The 25247-nt window shown below is 52.8% G+C and carries 22 protein-coding genes; 7 read left to right on the top strand and 15 right to left on the bottom strand.

Going from position 1 to position 25247, the window contains the following annotated elements; genetic code table 11:
• Nucleotides 1-159: 159 nt before the first annotated feature.
• Entirely contained in the window at nt 160-1929 is a 1770-nt protein-coding gene (locus F557_RS0108985; RefSeq protein ID WP_019001897.1) for an AAA family ATPase, read from the bottom strand.
• A 576-nt stretch (nt 1930-2505) separates the two neighbouring features.
• A complete protein-coding gene (locus tag F557_RS0108980) occupies nt 2506-2829 on the bottom strand; it encodes a hypothetical protein (protein ID WP_019001896.1) in 324 nt (107 codons plus the stop codon).
• Between the two features lie 339 nt (nt 2830-3168).
• Here F557_RS0108980 and F557_RS21205 point away from each other — a divergent pair, with 339 nt between their 5' ends.
• Nucleotides 3169-3765 (top strand): DUF6273 domain-containing protein, encoded by a 597-nt coding sequence (locus F557_RS21205; RefSeq protein ID WP_019001894.1) that lies wholly within the window; start codon nt 3169-3171, stop codon nt 3763-3765.
• A 306-nt stretch (nt 3766-4071) separates the two neighbouring features.
• Here the strand turns inward: F557_RS21205 and F557_RS21195 are convergent, their stop codons facing one another.
• From F557_RS21195 to dauA, 9 genes are all read right to left on the bottom strand, one after another.
• Nucleotides 4072-4803, bottom strand: a complete 732-nt coding sequence (locus F557_RS21195; protein WP_019001892.1) for a type II secretion system protein — start codon at nt 4801-4803, stop codon at nt 4072-4074.
• Nucleotides 4804-5285: 482 nt separating this feature from the next.
• Nucleotides 5286-6356 carry a DUF1848 domain-containing protein gene (locus F557_RS0108955; RefSeq protein WP_019001891.1) on the bottom strand — a complete coding sequence of 357 codons (1071 nt, stop codon included), beginning with the start codon at nt 6354-6356 and terminating at the stop codon, nt 5286-5288.
• Nucleotides 6357-6487: 131 nt separating this feature from the next.
• Complete coding sequence (locus tag F557_RS0108945) at nt 6488-7459, bottom strand: methyltransferase domain-containing protein (protein WP_019001889.1); 972 nt, start codon at nt 7457-7459, stop codon at nt 6488-6490.
• 431 nt (nt 7460-7890) lie between these two features.
• Nucleotides 7891-8622 (bottom strand): zeta toxin family protein, encoded by a 732-nt coding sequence (locus F557_RS0108940; protein WP_019001888.1) that lies wholly within the window; start codon nt 8620-8622, stop codon nt 7891-7893.
• A gap of 2 nt (nt 8623-8624) precedes the next feature.
• Complete coding sequence (locus F557_RS0108935; protein ID WP_019001887.1) at nt 8625-8975, bottom strand: hypothetical protein; 351 nt, start codon at nt 8973-8975, stop codon at nt 8625-8627.
• A complete protein-coding gene (locus F557_RS0108930; protein ID WP_019001886.1) occupies nt 8972-10021 on the bottom strand; it encodes a biotin--[acetyl-CoA-carboxylase] ligase in 1050 nt (349 codons plus the stop codon). The genes F557_RS0108935 and F557_RS0108930 overlap by 4 nt, the downstream gene beginning before the upstream one ends.
• The gene (gene murB / locus F557_RS0108925; protein WP_019001885.1) at nt 10009-11025 is read right to left on the bottom strand and encodes a UDP-N-acetylmuramate dehydrogenase; all 1017 of its coding nucleotides are present in this window, start codon (nt 11023-11025) and stop codon (nt 10009-10011) included. The genes F557_RS0108930 and murB overlap by 13 nt, the downstream gene beginning before the upstream one ends.
• 106 nt (nt 11026-11131) lie before the next feature.
• Nucleotides 11132-12391 (bottom strand): UDP-N-acetylglucosamine 1-carboxyvinyltransferase, encoded by a 1260-nt coding sequence (gene murA, locus F557_RS0108920; protein WP_019001884.1) that lies wholly within the window; start codon nt 12389-12391, stop codon nt 11132-11134.
• Nucleotides 12392-12545: 154 nt separating this feature from the next.
• Nucleotides 12546-14327: a C4-dicarboxylic acid transporter DauA gene (gene dauA, locus F557_RS0108915; RefSeq protein ID WP_019001883.1), complete on the bottom strand. Its 1782-nt coding sequence runs from the start codon at nt 14325-14327 to the stop codon at nt 12546-12548.
• 336 nt (nt 14328-14663) lie between these two features.
• Here dauA and aqpZ point away from each other — a divergent pair, with 336 nt between their 5' ends.
• Nucleotides 14664-15353 (top strand): aquaporin Z, encoded by a 690-nt coding sequence (gene aqpZ / locus F557_RS0108905; RefSeq protein WP_019001881.1) that lies wholly within the window; start codon nt 14664-14666, stop codon nt 15351-15353.
• An 86-nt stretch (nt 15354-15439) separates the two neighbouring features.
• On the opposite strand, the gene F557_RS0108900 is transcribed toward aqpZ, so the two are convergent.
• Nucleotides 15440-16018: a hypothetical protein gene (locus tag F557_RS0108900; RefSeq protein WP_019001880.1), complete on the bottom strand. Its 579-nt coding sequence runs from the start codon at nt 16016-16018 to the stop codon at nt 15440-15442.
• Between the two features lie 177 nt (nt 16019-16195).
• On the bottom strand, nt 16196-16837 hold the full coding sequence (locus F557_RS0108890) for a nitroreductase (RefSeq protein WP_019001878.1): 642 nt from the start codon (nt 16835-16837) through the stop codon (nt 16196-16198).
• 419 nt (nt 16838-17256) lie between these two features.
• Here F557_RS0108890 and F557_RS22265 point away from each other — a divergent pair, with 419 nt between their 5' ends.
• The 3 genes from F557_RS22265 (at nt 17257) to F557_RS0108860 (ending at nt 20047) form a co-directional block, all read left to right on the top strand.
• Entirely contained in the window at nt 17257-17490 is a 234-nt protein-coding gene (locus F557_RS22265) for a hypothetical protein (protein ID WP_157617800.1), read from the top strand.
• A 139-nt stretch (nt 17491-17629) separates the two neighbouring features.
• On the top strand, nt 17630-18136 hold the full coding sequence (locus F557_RS22260; protein ID WP_157617799.1) for a hypothetical protein: 507 nt from the start codon (nt 17630-17632) through the stop codon (nt 18134-18136).
• 267 nt (nt 18137-18403) lie between these two features.
• On the top strand, nt 18404-20047 hold the full coding sequence (locus F557_RS0108860; RefSeq protein WP_169335182.1) for an AAA family ATPase: 1644 nt from the start codon (nt 18404-18406) through the stop codon (nt 20045-20047).
• Nucleotides 20048-20123: 76 nt separating this feature from the next.
• On the opposite strand, the gene traA is transcribed toward F557_RS0108860, so the two are convergent.
• Both traA and F557_RS0108850 read right to left on the bottom strand, forming a co-directional pair.
• On the bottom strand, nt 20124-20495 hold the full coding sequence (gene traA / locus F557_RS19415; RefSeq protein ID WP_425425328.1) for a TraA family conjugative transfer protein: 372 nt from the start codon (nt 20493-20495) through the stop codon (nt 20124-20126).
• A gap of 32 nt (nt 20496-20527) precedes the next feature.
• On the bottom strand, nt 20528-21019 hold the full coding sequence (locus F557_RS0108850) for a hypothetical protein (RefSeq protein WP_019001871.1): 492 nt from the start codon (nt 21017-21019) through the stop codon (nt 20528-20530).
• A gap of 374 nt (nt 21020-21393) precedes the next feature.
• Here F557_RS0108850 and F557_RS0108845 point away from each other — a divergent pair, with 374 nt between their 5' ends.
• Both F557_RS0108845 and F557_RS0108840 read left to right on the top strand, forming a co-directional pair.
• Nucleotides 21394-23199, top strand: a complete 1806-nt coding sequence (locus F557_RS0108845) for an ABC transporter ATP-binding protein (RefSeq protein ID WP_019001870.1) — start codon at nt 21394-21396, stop codon at nt 23197-23199.
• A 2-nt stretch (nt 23200-23201) separates the two neighbouring features.
• Complete coding sequence (locus F557_RS0108840) at nt 23202-25055, top strand: peptidase U32 family protein (RefSeq protein ID WP_019001869.1); 1854 nt, start codon at nt 23202-23204, stop codon at nt 25053-25055.
• Nucleotides 25056-25247: the final 192 nt, after the last annotated feature.

Here is a 25247-nt window from a genome sequence, read left to right as displayed (position 1 = left end):
TGTCAGAACTTTTTTTCCCTGGACAGCTTTTAGGAGCTGTTATGAGTTTGAGTTGCGTATGGACTAAGGAACAGAACAGGCAAAAATCCGCACGTTTCTTGTTTTTCGAAAAATGGCAAAATGTACTTAAACAGGGATGTTAGAAAACAGCCGGTAACTTCATTTCATTTTCTTAACAACAGCCGAACATAATTTTTTATGAAAACAGATACCATAGGCGTATACATTCCGTACCAGAGGATCCTTCATATAAACCGTTGCATAGCCTTTTTCAGCAATCTGTTTCACTGCTTTTTCAGCAGCAATCAGCCTTGCCCCAAACGGCCTGTCAGTCTGTTTAAGTTCCAGAATAGCCACGGTATCACTGTTTTTTGAAGCAATTATGATATCAACGTAGCCGTCCCCGGATTCAAAATTGGACTTATGCTCCTCTATGAATGACGTGCCGTTGACCAGCAGTCCGTTCATAAAACCGTGATAATAATTTTCTTTAGGTGCGTTCGCGGCAAAATCTCTGATTGAAACGTATTTGCCAAGGAGCGTGTTAAGGTTGTCCTGCACCTTTTCGGCATCACCTTCAAACAAACCTTTTACCAGTTCAGCGGTACTGGCTTTCATAACTGAATTAGTCTTAAAGTAATTCAGAATTTTATCTCTGAAGCAGTCTCTTATCTCTTCATTTGGAATGTACAGGCTGTATTCCGTTTTTATTGATGAACGGTATGCCGGATCAAAGGTGAGATAGCCGGTATAAAGCAGCAGAGTCCAGAAATCATTGATGTCATGATTCTGCAAGTCGCCGTAGCACAGCGCCGCTCTTACTTCCGCGGTTATTGATTTACCGTCCAGAAGATCCTGCATCAGATCAACATCTTCAGGCTCGATAAGGCCCATGAATTCTTCGATAACATCGTTACCGCTGGTATTTATCCAGTAGTTGCCGGCCTGAATGAGATTTTTGTTTTTACTCAGTTTTCTGTAGTTGTCATTACAGAAGTTCATGACATCCCACGGGCAGTACATTTGAGTTGTTCCAAAATGGTACCCGTCGTAATTGTTTCCTGCCTCTTCGTAATAGTCTGAAAGTCCGTAGTATGCGAGAACTTCCTGAGTTTCTTCTTTGGTAAAGCCTATTCCAGTGGATAGATCATCATCTCCGGAATCAAGAACCGAACAGACCAGAAGATTATTAAGCCCGGTAAAAATACTTTCCCTGGCTGCTCTTAAACACCCGGTAAGCACGGCTCTGTCCAGATACGTATTTGTTTTTAAGGTGTCGTTATAGAAAGGACTGATAAGATCTATCATTTCATCGTAGTAGCCATGATAAGCCGCCTTGGCAATAGGCACATCATATTCATCAATCAGAATTATCGGTTTTATCTTATGATGTGCTTCGAGAAGACAGGAAAGCGTCTGAAGGGATCCGGTCAGATAAGATTTATTGGTTCTGTCTGTAAGCTTTTCATAGTTACTCAGACAGGCATACTGTTCCTTCTGCTTATCGGATAATTCCTTACTGGTGGCCAGATATTCAAACTGCAGTACCAGTCTGTATATCAGCGTAGCAAACTGATTATACGCATCGTTAAAATTCTGATGAACGATGGATTTAAACGACACAAAGATTACCGGAAACTTGCCCATGTATTTACTGCAGAATTCCTTATCTTCAAAGATCTTGGTGCCCTTGAACCATTTTTCCTGAAGTGACACATCGCCGGGATTTTCGATATTCAGAGACAGAAAGTCATAGAAGGTGGACATGGTTAGCGTTTTACCGAAACGCCTCGGTCTCATAATGAGAAAGGCATTGGTAGCTGATTCCTTAAACACGGTTCTGATGAGCGGAGTCTTATCTACGTAATAGCAGTTATTTTCAATAAGCTTATGAAATAATTCAGTTCCGATACCTATAGACTTCAGCATTCTGTTCCCCCCTGAATACGACCATCCGGAAGGCAAACCCCAGATTTCTGTCGAGAACATTATTAATCTGATTGAAAACACGACCACAAAAACAGGCCTGACAATCAAGTGAAAATTGGATACCAATAAGTATGAAACGGCCACAATTATAACAGACGGTATGATGGAACGAAGAAAAGATAATTCCACGCCCAGCAAAAGATGGTGAAGAGGAAAAATGTGCAAAGAAACTGGCTATCTGGAACTATACAATTCAACCAGGGAATCAGACAGAACAAGAGATTGCAGCCCGGCTTGACAAGGAAGAAATGTTAGCTGAGAAGACACGTATAAAAAGAAGCTGTACAAAAAATCAGCAGACACGAATTAAAGGGGGGTTTGAATAAAAGTAAACAACCCTGCAAGCTGTAGTAATTGCAGGGTTGAATAACTTAAGTTTACCGAACCTCGTCACACTGGAAGGAGGCCCCCTATGCTCAAAATTCAGTTTTTTGGCCAGTAAAAGGGGAGGGAATGGAACATGCTGAGACTTCTGTCTCTTCTCGTTACCAGGAAAGCAGCTTCCCCGTCGTAATATCAGCTCGGAATAATCAGACGGGATGCACTGTTGGCAACCTCGGAAGGATATACCTGCTCCAAACCGGTCATGTCGGCATTGCGAACCTGAGACTCGATCTTGCTGCAGGCCTCTGACAAATCGGAAATATTCCGGAGCAGATCATCCTCACTGAGTCCCGGAATCTCAATCTCATCCCTGGCCTTCTGAAGCCTGATGCGCACCGAAAGAAGTCTCGAAGCCAGACGCTCCAGCTTAACGGATATAGCACTCAGCTGCTCCACCTCATCCCGGTTGGCAGGATTAACGGTAGGCAGGGGATTGTAGTTCTCTTTATCTATCATGAAATCCTCTTTTAATAGTAGCTCTCGGTTAGTCGGCGAGCATTGTATGCCGAAATTTAAGAAGTCTCAAACACAAATTTCCGAATGGCTGGGTTTTTCGCAATATTGAATTTCGGGTATTGAAACATCTTCAATTTTATGATTATCCTCTCCCGATCCCTGTTCCTTACAGCAGAAAAAACGCCTGCGATCCGGGAGTCCGCAGTATTACGCGGCTTCCTGCATGATCCCGGAACAGAACAGGAAAGAAGCTCGGAGTCCCGCCCCCTCCTGCCAAAACCCTGTCAATGCGCTATAATGCCTCTCCGTAAGTTTTGTTTACCGCCGGAGCTGGAAAAAATGGCCCTTAGCAGCACAGACATCGGAAGCCGGACAGAATTCGGTTCCTATTTCCTATCTGAAAACGCCACAACCAAGGATCCTCTGACCTGGATTGTTCTGGATCGGGATGCCGAATCGGTACTGCTTCTCACGGAATTCGGCATCGACTGCCGCTGCTATCATCCCGGATGCGGCGATATCACCTGGGAAAACTCGGAATACCGCAGCTGGCTTAACGGCGAATTTTACAGCACGGCATTTTCAGCGGACGAGAAGGAGCTTATTCTGGAAACCGTAAACCGGAATCCCGACAATGAGCTCTACCATACCAGGGGCGGCAATGACACCCGGGATCGGGTATTCGCCCTGAGTCTTGATGAGGTAAAGCACTATCTTCCGGATACCAGGAGCCGGCAGACTACACCTACCCCGTTCACCCTCGCCAAAAATCTCTGGACGCACAAGGATAAGACATGCTACTGGTGGCTCCGCTCCCCCGGAATTATGCAGTACAACGCAGCTACCATCTACTACTCGGGACTTGTCAGCGACATCGGCTGCTTTGCCGGTGACGAAAAGGTTGCGGCACGGCCGGCAATCCGGGTGCGGATCTGAAAAGCAGAAGCGCGCACATCTGCGGCGGAGCATCCCCGGACTCCAGCTAGCAAAAATCCCCCGGAAAGCCGCAAAGGCTTCCTGTTTCCCTGGCCCTGGGTTCCGGGGAGATTTTCCGGACAGCCTTCCTCAGGGAAAGCCGAAAGCTGCAGAAAGGCCGCGAAAAGATGATTCCGGTACTGTTTCCCGGGAGAAAGGCGAGAAGAGAGTATCCAGAGCCGGGCACAAAACAGAAAAGGGCAGTCTCCAAAACCGCCCTTCACAATGGTCATACCGCCTCCCGGAAGACAGCCAGATTTCCCGGTCTCAGCAACCGTCCAGTGCCAGAGTATAGGCCGGAGGGAAGACCTTTTTCACCTTCACATCTCCTTCCTTGTACTCCAGATATTCCGCGGAGGAATACTTGAAATAGCAGCTTTCCTTGGCAGAGGCATTTTTCTGATAATACTTGAAGCCCTTCGGAACAATATACTGGGTATCCCGTCCCGAGATACCGTCTATGGTTTCACTGCTGCTACGGCACTGACAGAAATCATGACCGGTGCAAACAGCGTTTTTGTCCTTATCACAGCTGTAATTAAGATCCCCCAGACTCGAATCCCGCTTCGGCAGCTTGATTTTCTGGCCGGTGGTTCCGTGATTGAGCTCCCGGGTTTTGATACCGGAAATATCGGCATCCAGAATAAAGGCCACAGAATTCCGGTCAACATAGGCATACTTCAGGTAAACCCACATATCCCCGATGCTGACACAGTTATCTTTTGCACAGTTCTCAGACCAGTCCTCACCGGTTCCCTTTTCGGTATAGCTGGTATTCGCATGATTGATAAGAGCCTTGGCAAACACCATGGAGTTTGCTGACTTAATGCTGCCCTGCATATTTCTGAGAATATTCGCCCTGGCATCACTCTGGAGAGAAACAAACTTGGCTGAAGCCGTTGCTGAAAGGATGCCCAGGATAACAATAACCGCCACCAGCTCCACCAGCGTGAAGCCGTTTCTCCCAGAACCATGTCTGCCGGAAATACCGTGTGCCATAGATACCTCCAAGATCTCTGATACACCTGATTTATGAGATTCTTGTCTTGCGAATATATTCCTCGCGCCTTCATTATAACACGCCTCGCCGCATTGTCGTAGCAAAAAGCACCGTGCGGACTCCGATTTTGCTACGCGAACGGAATTTTTACCGGAATCTCTCTTTTCCTCTATGCGGAAGTCCTGTTTTTCTATTCGGGATCCAAAGAAATCAGTCTGACAGAACTGAACGGAAAATCCCAGATTTGCTCTCCATTAGCGTCTTCCCCTTCTTCCTAATTAATTGTTTAGCATTCCCCAATCCCGCAAAAGCGGCCTTTGGAAGTAATAACAAGGGCCTATGCGGAGATCTCTCATATACGGAGACAGAGCCAGAAAGCAAAAAACGGCCTGCCTCACAGAGCTTCGGCCCAGAGCCTGAAAGCACTCCCGGGATTACTGCAAAGAAAAACTGCCCTTCCCGGGGAGCCTGAAACAAGCTCTCAGTGCTTTGCCGCAAAAGGAAGAAGACTCTCGCTTCCGGGATTTCGGAGACAGGCCTGAAAGTTTTTCTCAGCCATATTCCGGGAGGCGTTGGCATAGCAGTAAACACAGCCGTGAGGACAGGTGTTGTACATCCCGATATCCTTGCTGGCCACACAGCCGCAGACCTGACGCTGCCCCCTGTCCTTGAATTTCCGGTAATCAAAGGCACCGGAATTATCATTAAAGAGATCCGTCTCCCCCTGGCCGATACGGAATTTCGCAAGGTGGTTCTGCAGAAGGATGTCATCGGGAAACGCCCTTGCCATAAGATCCGGATCAATGCAGCGGTTATGCTCGACGCCGTAGCAGGTCAGATCCGCCCCCTCCGCACAGGTGGCCAGCGCGAAGTCCCAGCCGTGCCGGCTCCAGTAGTCACGGAGATCCCTAAGCCCTGCCGCAATAATTCCCTGTTCCTGAGAAGTGGCCTCGGCGGAGGGCAGATCCCCGGGCGCCAGAATTTTTTCCTTTACGAGATTCCGCTGCACCTTCTGGTAGGCATTCACGTCAATAAAGCTGAAGACCAGCTTCCGGGTCAGTCCCCGCAGTCTGGCACTCAGGGAGCTGATTCTGGTGAGAATTACCTCCGGAGTCAGCGCGGGGGTAAGAATTATGGGATCCGCCCGCCAGATCACCCGGTCGGGCCCAAGTCTTTCCGAAAGCTTTCTGAAGGTCTCAATCCGCTTTTCCAGAGGCGGCACGCGGGGTTCCAGTTTTTCCGGTTCGTAATTATTCAGAGTAAACTGAAAATAGTAGCTGAACCCCATAGCGTCCAGTTCGTCAAGATACGGCAAAAGCGGCGCCGGATTTTTAGACCAGAACACGATCACCCGGGTGTTCCGGAAGGACACATAGGACGGTCGCTGATTAAAGGGATTTACCCATACCGAATATCCCGCCCGCAGCCGGTTCATGAACCACCCGGCAAAAAAAGCCGGAATATCCGTGGATCTGCTGGCTGAAACAATAACCGGGGCCAGAGCCTCAGTCCGGGTTCCGTCAGGAAGTGTAATTGCGATTTTCTGTTCCATAAATATTCCTTTAAATGCCCGGAGGATTTTATCAGAAGTCCTCCGGAGTTTAAAAATGACTGACCGGCATGATTCTGCCAGAATTTCCGGCCGGCTTAGAACACCGGCCTTCGGACAGAGTTCAGGAATTATCAGGCCTGAATAAAATCCGCCCTTACATAGCAGTTCTGGTTACTCGAGGAATACGTGGCATTCACAAAATATTCTCCGGCCCGCACCACCGGAACCAGTCTGGCCGCATACTCCTTCCGGGCCAGCAGTCTTGCGGCGTAGCTGTAATTCGTGGCTTCACACCAGATTCTGGTGTAGCAGCAGCTATTTGAACACTGCGGCTGGGCTCTGCAGGGCAAGGGGTAGACTGTGGCGATTTCCGCATTAAATTCCCGACTGGCCAGATTGGTCTCCCTGTTAAGAATGACCGGAATGAAATCGCTCCAGGACTGAGAACCACTAGGCTTGTCAACCGTAGTAAGGATAATCAGAAGCCCCGTATCCGAAAGATTGTTTCTGAAGGCCTCAATAAAACCATAATAAGGCATGTCTTCAGCCAGCTCCTGGAGAAACTTGGAGGCAACAATGAAATCATACTTCCCGTGCTTGCCGGCTTCCTCCCTGAATCCGTACTCATCAGAAAATCTCCGGATGAAATGATTTACGGCTATAGAACAGTTAAACCTTCTTCTCAGCTCCGCAAGCATATATTCCGCCAGAGAAACAGCATCACTGTTACCGTCCACCAGATCCACGGTGATATTCACTTCTGGGGCTTTTTCCGGGGCCTTGTCATAACTGAAATTATGAGCCTGAAGAATCAGATCCACAAGTCCCAGCACATCACCGCCGGTACCGCACCCCACAGATAAAATTCTTAGCTCTTTCTTATCAAGAAGATCCGATCTGAACTGCGGCGCCTCGCTGTCCAGCCTGCACAGTACATCCTGAATCTCCCTAAAGCTTCTCGGAAAATATGTATGAATATAGTTCAGACTTTCCGCGCGGGAGTTCCTGATATTCAGGGCAGCTTTTTTATAATCAGGACATTCCCAGCCACCCAGTGCAGTTACAGTTTCTTTCAGCCATGCAGGAAGGGTATCGATAAGCATAATAAAGCACTCCTTGGTAACAGTTAAAGTTTCCGAACCACGGCAAGCGTGTATTCCTGCTTTAATTATCGGCAGGAGAAACTGCGTTTAGGGAACAAAAAAGTGCAAAGTGAAGAAAGCGGAGTGACGATGAAACTCAGGTACAGCACTGATCCGCAATTAAAAATGAACGACCGCCATTACTGCTGGCAGAAGTGAGAACGAAAAAGGTGCTTTTCAGGAACAAAAGCAGTGTTTACACAAAATAGCAGCTACCGCCCTCCTCCATTACTCTCATGCCATGAAATTTTAAAAATGCCTGTGGTACAGCTTTGAATCTAATACAGATTATTGAGGACTGCGGCACCGGGAAAAATGGAGAAAAATCCGGGGAATGCACAGAAGAAAACGCTGGGTAAAGTGCAGAGGGAAAGCGGCTAACCGGCTACAGCCTAGCGGTCTTCAGGAGTTTTGGCATAAGAAGCCCCGCCGGAGCTCCGGTTCTTGAAATAATCCAGATCGGCAATTATCTTGTGGGCCCGTTCCAGACTCACCGGCACATCGTTGGAGAAAAACTGCCCGTTCGTCTCCTTTCTGAGAAGCTTTCTGGGCGAGATGCCGGAATTGTCCACGATAAGACAGGTGGAAAACAGCTCCAGGGTTCTGTAGATGGAGGCCATAATATTGCTGTAGTTATTCAGGATCTCCTTTTCATTAAAGACACTCTGGTCAATGATGGTCTGGCCGAGACGGGATTTAAAGGCCCGGTTTCTGATTCTGGTGATATTAATATAGGGATCCTTGGTAAGCACAATGGCACCGGAAACCATATAGCCGGCGTTTCTGGCCTTGCGGATTATAGGATAGAGTCCGTCATCGCCGGTAGTTTCAAGACTGAAGCTCTGGCGGCGGGAAATCAGATCCTCGGCCAGCCCCATAATGACGGATCTTGTAGTCCAGTTCAGGCTGTCAAAAACCGCAGCGGGCAGTGCGCAGAGACGGGCTGCGGCATACTGCGGCTCCTTGAACTGGGCTTTCAGAGCATGCCGGTATTCATCAAAATTCAGATGATACGGCCAGTGGCCGGCATCAAGCCGGAAAGCCACTCTGGCCGTGGTCTTCCCGGCCCCGGCACAGCCGACAATTACATTGATTTCAGGGGTATCAGCGGTTTTGTCTGCCATCTTCACTGCTCCTGGTTTTCCTGAACAATCATGCGGAAGGCACACTCTCTCTGTTCTTGCCGCTCCTTCTTCGTAAGAATCTCCCGCACCATCTTTTCATTAAAGGAATGCATGGAAACATATAGCGCCTGAAGCTTCTGACTCATTTTCAGGGCATCTCCCTGAAAAAGATCCTGCGGCACCCGTCTGAGCGGCCCCTCAAGGCTTTTTCGCAGCCGTGCCACATCCTCCCGATCCGGATGAATATTAAGATAGGACCGTACTTCCGGATTCCAGCAGAAATCGGATTCCTGATCATTTTCGGAATGCTGCCGGCCCTGCATACCGGTCAGCTGTTCGGCAAAATCGCTCACAGTGCTGTTCCGGTTCCGCTGCCGCCGGAGAAAGCATCATTCCGGGGTCTGAGAGACATATCTCCGGCGGCAATCTGCCGCAGTCCCTCACCGGTCTTCAGAAGGAGCGCCCCGCCGGAGGAAATCCCCTGACAGATTCCGCTAAGCTCCTCCACACTGTTTTTGAGGACCACCTCCTGTCCCCGAAAAATATCCAGCGTATCATAATCCTGGCGCACTCCGGAAATACCGTCCCGGACAAACTCCTGAAGCACGATCCGGAGATTACGGTAGAGCACTGCCAGAATCCGGTTCCGGGAAAGATTTTCCGCTGTGGCATCCGGCGAAAGCTCCAGGGCGGTGATACGCTGATCCAGAAGGCCGTTCTCCGCCATACGCTCCAGAAATATCTTCCGGATATTGACGCCAATACCCACTGTGGCAAAGACCCCTTCAGATCGGGCAGTGGATTCAATAAGGATGCCGCACAGCTTGGCTCCCTGAAGATAGATGTCATTAGGCCACTTGATACCCGCATCATGAAAGCCGAGTTGCCGCAGCCCCCGGGCCACGGCAACACCGGCCGCAATGCTCAGCCCCTGCATGGCGGCAAGCTCCCGGAACCTGACGGCACAGGAGAACATTACCTGACTGGCATAAAGATTAAAATACTGACGTCCTACCCGGCCCCGGCCGCCCTTCTGAAATTCGGCCGAAATCAGAGAATATTCCGGAAGCTCCGGATGCCTGAGAACATAAAGATTGGTGGAATCCACCACGTCAAAGGATTCCATACAGGGAACGGGGAAATCCGAAAGAAACTCCCGCACCCGATCCTCGGAGATCCGTTCCGGAACATACTCCAGGGCATAGCCCCGTCTCTTTACCGGAAACACGGGAAGACCGCAGTCGTTAAGATGCCGGGCAATATTGGAAACCGTGGTGCGGCTTACCCCGATATCATCTGCCAGCTCCTGACCGCTATGAAAAACCCCGTCTGACAAAATCTCGAGAAAGCGGTTTTCATTAACGGAAAAACGCTGCTCCAGAGTCTTTACAACTGGCATTCTCCCTTTTCTCCGTAAATGCGCACCTCGGGATCCAGATGCACCCCGAAGGCATCCTCCACCCGGGTCTGAACATGCTTTGCAGCATTTACCAGATCGTCCGGGGTGGCTCCGCCATAGTTGACCAGCACAAGAGCCTGGTTTCTGTAGGTTCCGGCAGTCCCCAGATTGAGCCCCCGGCAGCCAGCCTGATCAATAAGCCAGCCGGCAGCCAGCTTGACCATCTCCGGATTGCTTTCAGCGGGATAGTGAGGCACGTTTTCAAAGGTCTTCTGAATAAGAGCCAGAGTCTCCCGGGATACCACAGGATTCCGGAAAAAGCTCCCGGCATTTCCCAGCACCTTCGGATCCGGCAGCTTGATTTTTCTGGTGCTGCAGACAAAATCATAAATGGCCTCGGGAGTCTCCAGGTTCTGGCTGCTGAGAGCATTGTAGGAGGTCTCCGGCTTCCAGTCCTTGGGAAGCGCCAGCTCCACGGCGGTGATAATGTAGCGGGCCTGGTTCTCCGGGGTACGGAACACCGAAGTACGGTAACCGAAACCGCAGTCTCTTCCCATAATCCGATCCACCTTGCCGGTCACCAGATCCAGCACCTCCACATAGCGGCAGAAGTCCGAAAGCGACACCCCGTATGCTCCGATATTCTGCACCGGCGCTCCGCCCACGGTTCCCGGAATCATGGCCAGGTTTTCCAGACCGTAGATCCCCTTTTTCATGGTAAGGGCAACAATATCATGGAAGGTTTCGCCGGCCTGGGCCTTCACGTAGTAGGTATTCGCATCCTCGTTGAACTCCACCCCCATAAGGCGGTTCACGATGACAGTACCGTCGTAGTCTCCCTTGAAAAGCACATCTGACCCGTGCCCCAGGGTAATAAAACCGGTACCATTCTTTCTGATCTTGTCAAAGGCCGCCGGAAACATGGCAAAATCACGTACCACAATGCCGTCTCTGGCCCTGACATCAAGGCCGAAGGTATTATAGGGCTTTAGACTGAAGGACAATTAGAACACCTCTCTTTTGAAATCCGAACCCGCGCCTTTTCCCCGGCGCCGCTGTCCGGGCACCGCAGCCCGGACTTTCTTTCCGGAAAAACATACTGTTTCCGGCCTAGCCGTTTATTCTTTCAATAATGCCGCCCAGGCCGCGGAACTTCTTCTCGATATTCTCATAGCCGCGATCCATATGATAGATGCGATCCACCACGGTTTCCCCCTGCGCCACCAGTCCGGCAATTACCAGCGAGGCACTGGCCCGGAGATCGGTGGCCATTACCTGAGCCCCGGACAGTCCGTCGCAGTCCCGGCAGATGGCATTGTTGCCCTGGATCTCGATATTGGCTCCCATGCGGTTCAGTTCCGGAACATGCATGAAGCGGTTTTCGAAAATGTTCTCAGTGACAATGCCGGTGCCCCGGGCCAGTGCGTTCAGGGTGGTAAACTGCGCCTGCATATCCGTCGGGAAGGCCGGATAGGGAGCGGTCGTAATGTTTACCGGTCTGAGCTCCCGGTTCCTCATATCAAGACGGATCCAGTCAGGACCGGTGGCAATGTCGGCCCCGGCCTCCTCCAGCTTTGCCAGCACGGCCTCCAGAAGCCGGGGATCGGTGTTGTGGCAGGTAACACACCCGTGGGTAACAGCGGCCGCCACCAGGAAGGTTCCAGTTTCAATGCGATCCGGTTCCACCGCATACTCGCCGCCGTGCAGGGCCTCTACGCCGTTAATGGTGATCTCGGAGGTTCCCTCTCCGGAAATATCGGCCCCCAGCACTCTCAGAAAGCGTACCAGATCCACCACCTCAGGCTCCATGGCTGCATTTCTGAGAACCGTGGTACCGCTGGCCAGAGTCGCCGCGGAAACCAGATTTTCAGTACCGGTAACCGAAACCACGTCAAAGTAGAAGGATGCTCCCAAAAGATGGCCGCTCACCCGGGATTTGATATAGCCGCCCTCAATCTGAATGTTAGCGCCCATCTGCCGGAGTCCCTGAATATGCAGATTTACCGGCCGGTCTCCGATAGCGCAGCCTCCGGGGAGCGACACATCAGCCGCATTCATTTTGGCAGTCAGAGGCCCCAGTGCCAGAATGGAGGCCCGCATGGTCTTTACCAGCTCGTAGGGTGCTGTGTAGTTGGAAACTCTGCCGGTAATCTCATAGGAGGATTCGTCCAGCTTTGTCACCTGCTTGCCCTGAATTTCCAGGAGCTTAAATGCCGTGGCAGTATCCCGGAGATTCGGAACATTGCGAAGCACCACCTTCTCATCGGTCAGAGTGGTGGCCAGAATAATCGGCAGAGCAGCGTTCTTGGCTCCGGAAATGGTGACATCGCCGATCAGGGCATTGCCGCCGGTAATTTTAAATTTCTGCATGATAACAACTGTTCAAAAGGTTGATAAAAGGAGATCCGGACAGAGACGGACAAACTCACGGACACCGGCCGCAATGCAGCTGAATATCCGTGAGCTAATTATACACTGAAACGAAAGGTGTTTATAGAGCCGCCCAGAGCTCGGGACAGCGGAACTACTGCCGCCCGGCGGCGGTACCGCCCGCTGCATTCATCGTTGCGGAAGCCAGCTCCAGCGCTTCCTCCAGGGTGGAGGTAAAACGCACCTCGGGATGCTTGGCGGCGAAGGAGGACTTCACCATGCAGCGCATCGGCTGGTACTGCACACCGCAGATCATAAGATCCACCCCCCGCTTCTTCATGTCGTTGCAGAACTGATCCAGGCAGTGATCCCCGCCCGCATCCAGCATATTCATGGCAGTGAAGTCCAGAATCAGCTTCTGACGGTTCAGACAGTCATGCCGGATCTTTCTGAAGGTTCTCTCGGCAGAGGCAAAGAAAAGCGGCCCGGAAATCCCCAGCACCTCGTACTGGCTGCCAACCTGTTCTGACACATGACGGTGCAGTGAAAGATCATGCACCTTGGTCATGCGGGCCATGTCTCTCATAAAGATCACCGAGGCCATGATAATGCCGAAGCTGATGGCCACCACCATATCGAACACCACGGTACAGAAAATACAGCACACCATAATAAGAACGTCAGAACGCTGGGCGGTACGGAAAAGACTGACCACCTTGCGCCACTCGCTCATGTTATAGGCCACCAGAAGAAGCAGCGCTGCCATGGCTGAAAGGGGCAGCTCGCTCAGAAACGGAGCCAGGAACAGGATCGAAACCAGCACCAGAAGAGAATGCACCACGGAAGCCACAGGAGAGGTCCCCCCGGCCTTGACATTGGCAGCGGATCTGGCAATAGCTGCCGTGGAGGTAATACCGCCCAGGAACGGAGCAATGACATTGCCCACTCCCTGTCCGAAAAGCTCGCCGTTGGAATGATGACGGGTTCCGGTCATGCCGTCCAGCACCACAGCGCAGAGCAGGGACTCAATAGCACCCAGCACCGCCATGGAAAAAGCAGCGACAATGAGTGCCTGAATAGTGGCAAAATCAAAATTAAGAGGGGCTCCTGAAGGGCCGGGAAGATTCCACGGCAGCACAAACTCCGGCAGAAAGGGAGGAATGCCGTTCCCCTGGCTGCCATCCGGATTCAGATAGTGAAAACGGGTGCCGATGGTAGCAATCTCCGATCCTGCATATCTGGTAAGAAGATAGGCAGTGAGGGTTCCCAGAAGCACCGCCGGGAGATGCCCCGGAAATTTGATCCTAAACTTTCCCCAGAGCACCAGCGTAAGCAGAGTGACGCCCCCGACAACAGCATCGCCCCAGTTGGCACTGCCGATATTGGTAGCCAGCACAAAAATCTTGTCGACGAAGGATTCGGGCATAACCACGTTAAGTCCCAGAAAATCCTTTACCTGCAGTACCGCTATAACAATGCCGATACCCATGGTAAACCCGAGAGTAACTTCAATGGGTATAAACTGAATCAGCCTGCCCAGTCTTCCTGCTGACATAATAAGAAGAAAACACCCCGCCAGCATGCTGGCCATGCAGAGGCCCGCCATGCCATAGGTCTGAGTCACCGGATAAAGGATGACCACAAAGGCTGCGGTAGGCCCGGAAATGCTGTACCGGGAACCGCCGGTAAGAGCAATAACGATGCCGGCCACAAGGGCTGTATAAAGTCCGTATTCCGGATTTACCCCGGTAGCAATGGCCAGTGCCATGGAAAGGGGGATGGCAATAATGCCTACCGTAATACCGGCAATAATATCCTTCAGAAAACGGGAACCGGAATACTTCTCGGCAATCATGGAATCCCGCACGGCACTGCCGAAATGGAACAGGGAATTTTTAAAGGTGACTATCCGTCGCCTGGTACTGATGGTGCTCATATGTTGCTACGCCGGGGCTGCAAATTAAATAACGGATCCGCTATCCCCAGAACCGGAAACTCCGGAAGGCATCTGAAAAGATGGTCGGACACTACCTGAAAAGTTCGGGAATTATACAACCCAGATCACATTTTTCAAATTATTTTTTGAAAAATCCGGCAATTATAGGAAAGGAGGCCGGCGGCGGTACCGCTTCCCAGATTGCCCGGCTAAATCTCCTGGAGAGGACTTCCGATGATCCGGGATCCCGGTGGAATTCCTGCGGAGTTTGCATTAAAATCCGCGCGCGGGAGTGGCTTTATCTACTTAGGATTAACTTCATCAGGACAACAAACAATGCTAAAAAAATGTTTTGCTGAAATTGCCGGCACCTTCTGGCTGGTATTCGGCGGCTGCGGCACCGCCCTTTTTGCCTGCGGCCTTCAGAATGTCGGCGTTGGCTACGTCGGCGTATCACTGGCCTTCGGTCTTACTGTGCTCACCATGGCCTATGCCGTAGGACATATAAGCGGCGGACACTTCAATCCGGCGGTTTCTCTCGGTCTCTGGGCCGGCGGCCGTTTCCCGGGAAAGGATCTTATCCCGTATATTCTGTCCCAGATTGCGGGCGGCATCATTGCTGCAGCGCTGCTCTACATTATCTTTACCGGCAAGTCCGGTCAGGTTCCGGGAGGCTTTGCGGCCAATGGCTACGGTGAGCATTCCCCCGAGGGCTACAGTTTCCTGGCCTGTGCCGTTACCGAAGTAATCCTCACCGCCATGTTCCTGTTCATTATTCACGGCAGCACCGATAAAAGAGCTCCTGCCGGCTTCGCCCCGATTGCCATCGGTCTCGGACTCACACTGATCCACCTGATTTCCATTCCGGTAACCAACACCTCGGTAAACCCGGCCCGCAGCATTGCCGCTGCCATCTTTGCCGACAGATGGGCACTCGAGCAGGTATGGTTCTTTATCGTATTCCCGATTATCGGCGGCATTCTCGGCGGTATCGGCTACAGATTCCTTCTGGAAGACAAGCAGTAACAGGTAAGCACCGCTCCCAGGAACCCCGGCCTCATGAACCGGGGTTTTTCATATCCGGAATTTGCAATATCCCTGAGGCCCGGGGTTCAGGAAGAAAAACCGAGAAATTCCCCGAGGCCGGAAACCCCTTTAAGATAATCCCGATCCAGACCGAATGCTCCGGGAACCATCCTGTTATACTGTTCCAGAAAATCATCAAATGAGCCCCTGAAGAATTCGGGCGGAATAAAAAACTCCCGGTTTCCGCCGGTAACCCGGTTTCCGGCCTGAACCATGGAGGAACAGCCGCCGAGCTCATGAGTGCGAAACTGATATTTTTCCAGAACCCAGTCGCTGCCGATACTGATCCCCGGAGGCAGCGGAATATCAAATACCTCCTTCACGGGATTGGCCCGCTCCACATCATAAACATTGTCAGAAATTACGGAGTCAATAAACGCTGCGGAGTCCAGATCCCGGACTTCGCGCACTGACTTATTCCCGGCACGGCAGTACCGGACAAACACCATTCTGCCGTTCTCCTCCTCTACGGCATAGGAAAAGTCCCGGGAAAACATTCCGGCTTCGGCCCAGGGGTGCGTGAGCCGGAGCTTCTCCAGAGCCTTTGCAAGATAGACGTCAGCACAAAAGCCATAAGGAAACCTGTCATTAAAGCTGTCTGTCATCATGAATCTCCTGAAAACAACAAAAAATTCGGCACAGGGGCCGGGAAACGCCGCCCCGAATGAGGATTCCCTCCTGAGGACGGGAACAAAAAAACGGGATCTCCGCAAAAACCCCGTTTCTATTGCTATGCACCGGCAAAAACGCCATGATCCAGGAAAGCTCCGGCGCCAGGAGTGCTATTCTGAAAACTTCGCAAACTGGTTCAGGGTCATTCTTTCCGACCTGAAGGTATTAATCTTGCTTTCCGATGCATAGCCAAGAGCGATGCCAATGGCCACGGCATAGGTATCCGGAATATTCAGATACTTTCTGATGACATCAGGGTACTTAACCATGCTGTAGGCAGTAATGGAATCCACACCCTTGTTGGTAGCCGAGAGCAGCAGGGTCTGTTCAAAACCGCCAAGATCCATAATAGCCCACTTGTTGGCATCCTTCGGAAGGGACAGATAAACCGCAGCCGGAGCGTGGAACAGAGCGTTTTCGGATTCGTCCCATTCCTTGCTGACATTAAGATCAGCCGCGCGCTGCATCAGGCGGGACATATTTGCCTGGGCCTGAGGAGACCAGGAGGTTCTTCTGGTTACCGGAAAGTCTGACTGCCCCTGAATGCCGGAGGCGGCTCTTTCTACAAACTCCCTGCGAATCTTTTCAAGCACGGCGCCGGTTGCCACATATGCCCGCCATTCCTGAGTATTGATCCAGGAAGGAGCAGCCCCAGCCTCCAGCAGAATCTCTTCCAGAATTTCTCTGGATACCGGTCTTTCGGAAAAGCTTCTGCTGGAGTGTCTCGCATGAATTACCTTTGAAAATTCCATACTGTTCGCGATCCTCTGAAATATTGACTGAACACCGGTTATTCTACTATATGAGGTATTGCACCGTACAAATAAAATCAAGGGATTTCTGTCCGAGGTGCCGCCGTATTCTCAAAACTGTTTTGAAGCCGGCATTCACGCATATCCCATTTCCCCTGCGGCACCCGGACCACCGGAAGAATCGCCGGCCGGAAGCAGAGATTTATCCGTCCCCGGCCGGAAGCAGAGACTCCGCCTCCCCGGAAACTGCCGGAGCTGTCACATTATTTATACAGGCTGACATACTTTACCCTGTTCTGTAACCTTTTGACATAAATGAAAGTGTAGACCATGGTATTATGTTATAAAATGAAGCAGGCAGAAACGGCACGCATCATTGCAGCTCCGTCCTGCCGTTTTCCAGAATCCGAGGGATTATAATGATTAAACTACTTAAAGCCACTGTCATTGCCATGACCTCCCTGGCTCTTATGAGCGGGTGCGTGCTGGTAGATGACGGTTATTACGATGACGGTCCGCACCACCATGGACACCGGCCGCCGCCTCCGCCGCATCACCATGGTCCTGACCATCATAAGCCGGATCACCATGGTCCTGACCATCATAAGCCGGATCACCATAAACCTGATCACCACATGAAGCCTCATCACTGATTATGAGGATATTCCCTGCGGAGATCCTGCCCTGCCGCTGTCTTCCCGATAATGTGCGGCAGAACCTTCCAGGGCTGTTTTGGAATGTTTAGTCCGGTAAACCTGAACACCGGCACTTAATGACAACACAGGAGGATTTATGCTGAAATCAGTAATTTCCGTTACTGGAATGGCAATAGCTCTTTCCATGCTGACAGGCTGCATTCTCGTTGATGACGGCTATGACTACGGCTACACCGAAACCGTAGTCGGACCTCCGGCGAATGTGACCGTGGTTGACGTAATAGCGCCGCCCCCGCCGCCGCCGAGATATCACCGGCCGCCGCCGCCTCCGCCGCCGCGGCATCACCATCATGCCCCGCCTCCGCCGCCGCGGCATCACCATCATGCCCCGCCTCCGCCGCCACGGCATCACCATCATGCCCCGCCTCCGCCGCCGCATCATCACCATGGCGGTCCGGGTCCCCGTCCGGTAGGACCGGGACACCACTACGGTCCGACAGGGCATCACTCCGGCCCTTCTCATGCTCCGGCCTACAAGCCAGGGCCAGGTGGCGGACACGGATCTTCCCATGGTCCGGCCTATAGGCCCGGGCCGTCCGGCGGATCCCGTTCCCATGGCGGCGGACACGGCCCGCGTCATTAATGCCGCAGCCGGTCTGATATTAAAGAGAGCGCCGGATCTCCGGGATTACGGTACAGTCTCTCCCCAAAAGCAGGCCCCCATTTCCGGGGGCTTCATTATTCATAGTGCTTACCTGTCTCTCAGGACCGTGATATCTGTCATATTTCAAATAATCTGTCATCCGCCGCTTTCGTTTTCGGTATCCGGTTCATTTTTTCCTGAAAGTCACGGCAGGATAATAGCCGGGGGACGATGACAGAAACCGCTAACTGCAGCAAAGAGGCATTCATGACAGAGACTACAGCCATTACCGGAGCTCTTCCCGGCACCGGCAACGATTTCGAGGAGCTGCGCCGCTCCGGCCGCACCTATGTGGACAAAACCGACTACATTTTTGAGATTGCGGTGTTCAACGGCCCCTTTATTCTGACCCGGCCGGCCAATTTCGGAAAAACCCTGCTCCTGTCTGCGCTGGCCTCGCTGTTTGCCCACGGCACGGAATACTTTGAAGGTCTTAAAATCGCCGGACACTGGAGAGATACCGGAGAATATAACGTAATCACCATAGACTTCGGCGGCAGCTACGAAAGCGTCAAAAGTCTGGACACCCATGTCTGCGCGGCTATTGAAGAGGCCGCCCGGCTGAGCGACACGGATCTCTATGCCAGAAAAGGCGACAGTCTCCATATCCCCCTGACGCACCGCGGTCCCGAGCTTATGGGAAGTCTTCTGGAGAACAGCAAAAGAAAAACGGTGCTTCTTATTGACAACTATGACGCCCCGCTGAGTCTTCCCGGACTTCCCGAGGAGCAGATCAAGGCCTTCAGCCTCTATCTCACGGAATTCTTCACCATCGTAAACAGCTCCATCGGAAATCTCAGATTCCTGCTGGTAACCGGGGTAATGCCGGTACCGCTTTCCGAAATGTTTGCCATTTTCAGCAGCTATATCAACCTGACTCTGGATTCTGAAAACGCCGCTCTTCTGGGCTTTACTCCCGATGATGTTTCCGGGTTCATGGGAAATGAACTCTCCCGGGCCGCCCAGGTTCTCGGCTGCGATCAGAAACAGCTGCTCCGGAGCATTAACCGGTATTACGGCGGCTACCGCATGACCATAGACTCTCCGGTAGAAGTGATAAACCCCCGCTCCCTCATGCGATTTCTGGCAAACCCCGCAGCAGGATTCCGGAACTACTGGCCGGAAAGCGGCGGGCGGTACGCCTCCCTGGCCGTAAACTGGCTCCGCAGCCTCCCGGAGGATATCCTGAGCAATATTATGGAGGTGCTGAGCGGCCCCTACTCCCTTAAGGAAAACTACGGCTACATCGGTACCCCGCCAGGCAGCGCTCTCTACCACACCGGATACCTGTCCGTGCGCACCATCAAGAACGAGCTGGGCCGCCGGAGAGTGATTCTGACTCCGCCGAATCTGAACACCACCGTAACCCTGCTGGCGATCTACTTCACGCTGGTCAGCGAGACCCCGGTATCGGAGGCGGATATCGGGGATATCGCCTCCGGAGTCCGGGAAGGTCTTACTGGCGGTTATCCGGAAGCCCTGGTGGCCGCTCTGAACCGCGGACTCGCCCTCCTTGCCTTTGACAGGCAGGATTCCTTCGAAAACAGCCGGAACCTCCGGGACATCGTCTTCACCATTCTTCTCCTGTCCGGACTGGCCGCGGAAAGAGCGGATACCGGAACCGCCAGTGCTCCGGATATTGCCGCCGAGTACCTTAAGAACTGGAAAAACTGCCGTACCGTTATCAGACTCCGGCTTGCCGGGCCCGGGGAGGATGCCGAAGCACTCCTTTCCGAAACCGGAACCGAACTCCGGAACGCCTTTTCTGAAAACGGATCCGAAAACACCGAGAAAATCGCCCTGGTGGTGTCCGCACAGGACAGAAGGATCACCAGGTGGCAGAAGATCTGACACTCCGGTGAAACTGAAAGCGTCAGGAACTGACAGCGCCGGAACCTCCGGGGACTTCCAGCCCCGGAGAATTTGCCTACATGCCCGCCGCCAGGAGTTCGTTCAGGAAAGCAGCCTCGGTTTCCTGCAGGCTTCCCAGAGAGGCGCTCAGCACACTTTCAATAACTGTAGGCGTGTTGTACATCCCGATACCGCCGCCAATACCCACTGCAAAGGCACTGATGCTCTGTCTGGCCACTCCGGCCACAATTCCCACCAGGATCATGCTGCCGGCGATAACCCGGCCGAGAGTTCCCTGTATCCATTCCTTAAGAGTATCCCAGACATCGGCAAACTCATCGCCTCCGGTACCGGCAAGAGCATTCTCCGCAAGGCAGAGTCCCGCCGCCATGGCAATCACCCGCCAGTTAACCTGCATTAGACACTTACACTTAGCAAAAGACTTCATCACAAATTCCTCCATAACCAAACAAACACCAATCAACGCCGGGCTGTTCCGGCTCCGGTCTCTTCCCGGAAGGGAACCGCCACTTCCGGACCGGAGCTTCCGTCCGGAATATCTGCATTGAGAACATAATCCGGGATCTTTGGATCCGCACCCCGGTACCAGTAGCCGTTGTCCAGACTGTTAAGCAGCAGGGACGTGGAATGCGCCGTGCCGTCTCTGTCGGTATAACCGTTTACCACGGTAATTGCCACATCCTCCGGATAGCGGTACAGCCGTCTCCCGAAAATCTCCGCCGGCCGGACAGATCCGGATTCAGGGACAGCCTCTGCGGCTGCCGGGATGCTTCCCGCCCCCGGGGATTCCCGGCCCCCAAAAAAATTTCCCTGACTCCGGTAAACCTCCCGGGCGCTGTGGCACTGTGTACCCTCCGGAAGTCCGCGGCAGCCGTACTCCTCGGATCCGATACCCAGTCCCGAACACCCGGCTGTCATTAGAGCCAGAACTGAAAAATATGCACTTTTCATAAAAATCTCCGTAAAAACTGCGCCATCATAAGACCTGTTTCTGACTTCAGCGTAAACTAAGCCTTAACACCCCGGTAATCCGCGCGCCGGAGAAGGGAGCAGGAGCAAGGAACGGAAAGGAATTGAAAGGGAACAGAAAGAAATCAGCCGGAGGAAATCCTGGCCGGAGGATAATGACACATTACAATACGCCTAAAACCGCCAGCCCCAAGACCATTCAGCACCCCGGCCGAGACAGTCTTTGCCGGACTAGCCGGATTAGCCGGGGATTCCTTGATAAACGGGGGCTCTTTGGTTTATCATTTAAAAGGTAGTTTTCCGGCCGTTTTCAGCCGGCAGATCCTCTGTCTCCTCCTATAGTAAAAGTCCCGAACATGCCAGATTTCCGAAAAAAAAGCGAATTCCTTGACGCCTATTCCAAGTTCTATCCCTTTCTCAGACCCTATCTTGCCATGGCGGTGCTGGGGCTCCTCCTGACCGCACCGGTAGGAGCGCTTGATGCCGTGATTGCCTGGTTTCTGAAGCCGTTCATGGACAATCTGATGGTGGAAAGGCAGGAGGAATTCTCCCGCTGGGTCCCCTTCATCATCGTGGGGTTCACCATTATCCAGGGAGTATTCATCTACCTGTCCGCCTGGGTTAACGGCTATGTGGGAAACCGCATTACTCTGGATCTCCGGAGGAAGCTCTTCGCCAAGCTGCTCCGCATGGACACCGGATACTTCGATGCCAACGATTCCGGCACTATTCTGTTCCGCTACTTCAATGATGCCGAGCAGGCGGCTACCGGACTCATCTCCAATATCAAGCTGTTTCTGACCAAGTTCTTCTCGTCAGTAGCCCTGGTTGGCGTGCTGATCTGGAACTCCTGGCATCTCACCATCATCGCCCTGGCTGTAATGCTGTTTATCATTCTCCCCATGAGCATCGTCAGGAAGAAAATTAAGAAAATCATGAAAAAAACCATGGTGCTCAGCTCCGCCATTCTCAATCTCTACGGCGAGGTGGCCAGCGGAAACCGGGTTATCAAGAGCTACAACCTGAACCGGCACATGATGGACAGCTTCGAGGAGGCGGCCCAAGGGAGCTTCAAAATGAGCATGAAGATGATCCGGGATACCAACTGGCTGTCCCCCTTCATGCATATTGTGGCCTCTGTGGGGGTGGCACTGGTAATTGCCTGCGGCGGATACATGATCGTTAACGGCATCATCACCAGCGGCACCTTCGTCTCCTTCCTGGCCGCCCTGATTATGCTCTATACGCCGCTGAAATCCATCGGCAACAACTACATTCAGGTACAGCAGTCCATCGTGGCTCTGGGGCGTATCTACGAAATCTTCGAGGTACAGACCGTAACAGATGCGGAAGAGCTTCAGGAACAGTCTGCCAGAAAACCGGAGCTCCGGGAAATCAGGGACGCCATCGAATTCCGGGAGGTGCATTTTGCCTATAATCCTGAAAACGAGGTGCTCCGGGGAGTCTCATTCCGCGCTCCCAAATCCTCCTCCGTGGCACTGGTCGGTAACAGCGGCGGCGGAAAATCTACCATTGTGAGTCTGCTTCCCCGGCTCTACGAAGTTACCGGGGGGCAGATCCTCATTGACGGCCGGGATATCCGGGAATATTCTCTGACCTCGCTCCGGGACAGCATCGCCTACGTCTTCCAAGACAACTTCCTGTTCAACACCACCATTGAAGAAAACATCAGAATCGCCCGGCCGGAAGCCAGCGACGCGGAAATGAGAGCCGCTCTTGAAGGTGCCTGTCTGACAGAGTTCATTGATGCTCTCCCCGACGGTCTCAGCACCGAAATCGGCGAACACGGCACCAGACTTTCCGGCGGACAGAGACAGCGCATCGCCATTGCCCGGGCCTTTATCAAAAACGCCCCTATTGTCATTCTGGACGAAGCCACCAGCGCTCTGGACAACAAGGCTGAAAAGATCGTTCAGGAAGCTCTGGCCAACCTGATGAAGAACCGCACGGTCTTCATCATCGCCCACCGGCTCTCCACTATTGAAAACTCCTCCCGGATTCTGGTGATAAACGACGGGCGCATTGCCGAGGAAGGCACTCATGAGGAGCTTATGGCCCGAAAGGGAGCCTATTTCAGCCTGCACAATGTAAAGGCAGCGGCGGCCGGACCGGCTCCCGAAAACGCCACGGCGGAGGTCTAGCCATGCGCCTGATTGAGCTTCTGGCCCCGGCCCGGGATCTGACCTGTGGCCTCACGGCCGTGGACAGCGGGGCGGATGCGGTCTATATCGGAGGTCCCGGCTTCGGAGCCCGGGCAAATGCCGGGAATTCTCTGGAGGACATTAAAAAGCTGTGTGATTACGCCCACCTTTTCCGGGTGAAGGTTCACGTCACTCTCAATACCATTCTCACAGACAGCGAGCTTGCCGCTGCCCGGGATCTGGCCTTCCGCCTTTATGAAGCCGGAGCAGATGCCCTGATTATTCAGGACTACGGACTTCTGGCGGGGCAACTGCCCCCGCTGGAGCTTCACGCCAGCACCCAGCAGGACAGCGAAACCCCCGCGAAGTTTGTGTTTCTGGAAAAGCAGGGCTTCAGTCAGGCTGTACTGCCCCGGGAAATGTCCCTGTCAGAAATCCGCAATATCTCCTCCCGCACCGGCATCAGACTGGAGGCGTTTGTGCACGGAGCTCTCTGTGCCGGTGTAAGCGGACGCTGCTATCTTAGCTGCGCCCTCACCGGAAGAAGCGCCAACCGGGGGGAATGCGCCCAGCTCTGCCGGGTAAAGCAGAGTCTCTTCCGGGCTGACGGAAGCCCTCTGGCCCGGGATCGCTACCTGCTGTCTCTGAAGGATCTCAGCCACCGCCAGAATCTGGAGGAGCTTATTGATGCCGGAATAAGCTCCTTTAAAATCGAAGGCCGCCTCAAGGATGCCGGATATGTCAGAAATGTTACCGCCTTTTACCGCCGGCTTCTGGACGATATTTTCAGAAAACGTCCGGATCTGGGAAGAAGCTCCTGCGGCAAAACCGTAACCGCCTTTGAACCGGATATCGAAAAGAGCTTTAACCGGGGCTTTACCGAATACAATCTGCATGAAAACAAGGACAATTACGCCAATTTCGACGCTCCGGGATTTGTGGGCGCCAGAATCGGAAAGCTGACAAAGCAGAACCGGAACCGGCTCTCCTTCAGAACCGATCCCGGAATCGTGCTGAACAACGGGGATTCCCTGAACTACTATGACAGCCGGAGGGAGCTTCACGGCTTCCGGGTAAGCCGGATGCTGGACAGCGTAACCGCGGAAATTTTTCAGGAAATTCCTCCGATCCCCCCGGGAACCGTGTTTTACCGGAACCGGGATGCGGCCTTTGACCGGCTGCTGTCGGGAGATGGTGCTGCCGTAAGAAGGCTGGAGCTTGCCCTGGAATATAGAGAGACGGCAGCCGGCGCGATTCTGAAGGCTTCTGACGAAACCGGATTTACGGGAAGTGCCGAGGTTACCCTGCCGGAACCGGCTCCGGCAAAGGATCGGGAGCTTCTGGAAAAAAATCTGCGGGATAAGCTGGGACGGCTGGGCGATTCCGTATATGAGCTTAAGGATTTCCGGACCGTTCTTGAGCACTGCTGGTTCATGCCGCAGAGCTTCATCAACCGGCTGCGGCGGGAGGCCCTTCAGGATCTGGAAAACAAAAAGCGCGCCGCCCGCCCGGAAATAGCCCGGACCATTTCCGGAGATAATCCGCTGCCTCCCGAGGAACGGGAGCTGGATTTCCGGGCCAACCTGCATAACAGATCTGCAAGAGAATTCTTTATCGCACACGGCGGTATTTCCCCTGCCCCCTCCTACGAGAGCCGAAAACCGGAGGAACCGGTGTCGGTACTGGTATCAAAGCACTGTCTCCATTACTGCTTCCACCTCTGTACCAAAAGAGATCATGCCAGGCCGCAGAAGCTTTATATGGAAATCGGCGGGAGCATCTTCGAGGTCAGCACGGACTGCAGGAAGTGCCGGATGATCCTGACTGGGCCTGTAAAAAAGGATCTGTTTAGCTGACCCTGTTTTGAATCTGAACAGCTTTTAAAGCTGCTCAGACTGTTACTGCGGTTTTTGGAGAAGTTTACGTGACTGCAGCATCAGAAGAAGCCGGCTCCTTTTTTATCTTCCGGCACCTAGCCTGACACATTTATCGGGAAAGGCGGAACACCGGAGCCCCCGACTTCCGGAAAAACAGATCTCCCGGGAAAG

It is taken from the genome of Succinimonas amylolytica DSM 2873, from assembly GCF_000378405.1.
GTDB classification, from domain to species: domain Bacteria; phylum Pseudomonadota; class Gammaproteobacteria; order Enterobacterales; family Succinivibrionaceae; genus Succinimonas; species Succinimonas amylolytica.
This window is presented reverse-complemented; position numbering and strand designations above follow the sequence as displayed.

Excerpts from the sequence above, each read along its gene's own strand:
- F557_RS0108985 (WP_019001897.1), bottom strand. The coding sequence starts at position 1,929 with ATGCTGAAGTCTATAGGTATCGGAACTGAATTATTTCATAAGCTTATT.
- F557_RS0108980 (WP_019001896.1), bottom strand. The coding sequence starts at position 2,829 with ATGATAGATAAAGAGAACTACAATCCCCTGCCTACCGTTAATCCTGCC.
- F557_RS21205 (WP_019001894.1), top strand. The coding sequence starts at position 3,169 with ATGGCCCTTAGCAGCACAGACATCGGAAGCCGGACAGAATTCGGTTCC.
- F557_RS21195 (WP_019001892.1), bottom strand. The coding sequence starts at position 4,803 with ATGGCACACGGTATTTCCGGCAGACATGGTTCTGGGAGAAACGGCTTC.
- F557_RS0108955 (WP_019001891.1), bottom strand. The coding sequence starts at position 6,356 with ATGGAACAGAAAATCGCAATTACACTTCCTGACGGAACCCGGACTGAG.
- F557_RS0108945 (WP_019001889.1), bottom strand. The coding sequence starts at position 7,459 with ATGCTTATCGATACCCTTCCTGCATGGCTGAAAGAAACTGTAACTGCA.
- F557_RS0108940 (WP_019001888.1), bottom strand. The coding sequence starts at position 8,622 with ATGGCAGACAAAACCGCTGATACCCCTGAAATCAATGTAATTGTCGGC.
- F557_RS0108930 (WP_019001886.1), bottom strand. The coding sequence starts at position 10,021 with ATGCCAGTTGTAAAGACTCTGGAGCAGCGTTTTTCCGTTAATGAAAAC.
- murA (WP_019001884.1), bottom strand. The coding sequence starts at position 12,391 with ATGCAGAAATTTAAAATTACCGGCGGCAATGCCCTGATCGGCGATGTC.
- dauA (WP_019001883.1), bottom strand. The coding sequence starts at position 14,327 with ATGAGCACCATCAGTACCAGGCGACGGATAGTCACCTTTAAAAATTCC.
- aqpZ (WP_019001881.1), top strand. The coding sequence starts at position 14,664 with ATGCTAAAAAAATGTTTTGCTGAAATTGCCGGCACCTTCTGGCTGGTA.
- F557_RS0108900 (WP_019001880.1), bottom strand. The coding sequence starts at position 16,018 with ATGACAGACAGCTTTAATGACAGGTTTCCTTATGGCTTTTGTGCTGAC.
- F557_RS0108890 (WP_019001878.1), bottom strand. The coding sequence starts at position 16,837 with ATGGAATTTTCAAAGGTAATTCATGCGAGACACTCCAGCAGAAGCTTT.
- F557_RS22265 (WP_157617800.1), top strand. The coding sequence starts at position 17,257 with ATGATTAAACTACTTAAAGCCACTGTCATTGCCATGACCTCCCTGGCT.
- F557_RS22260 (WP_157617799.1), top strand. The coding sequence starts at position 17,630 with ATGCTGAAATCAGTAATTTCCGTTACTGGAATGGCAATAGCTCTTTCC.
- F557_RS0108860 (WP_169335182.1), top strand. The coding sequence starts at position 18,404 with ATGACAGAGACTACAGCCATTACCGGAGCTCTTCCCGGCACCGGCAAC.
- traA (WP_425425328.1), bottom strand. The coding sequence starts at position 20,495 with ATGAAGTCTTTTGCTAAGTGTAAGTGTCTAATGCAGGTTAACTGGCGG.
- F557_RS0108850 (WP_019001871.1), bottom strand. The coding sequence starts at position 21,019 with ATGAAAAGTGCATATTTTTCAGTTCTGGCTCTAATGACAGCCGGGTGT.
- F557_RS0108845 (WP_019001870.1), top strand. The coding sequence starts at position 21,394 with ATGCCAGATTTCCGAAAAAAAAGCGAATTCCTTGACGCCTATTCCAAG.
- F557_RS0108840 (WP_019001869.1), top strand. The coding sequence starts at position 23,202 with ATGCGCCTGATTGAGCTTCTGGCCCCGGCCCGGGATCTGACCTGTGGC.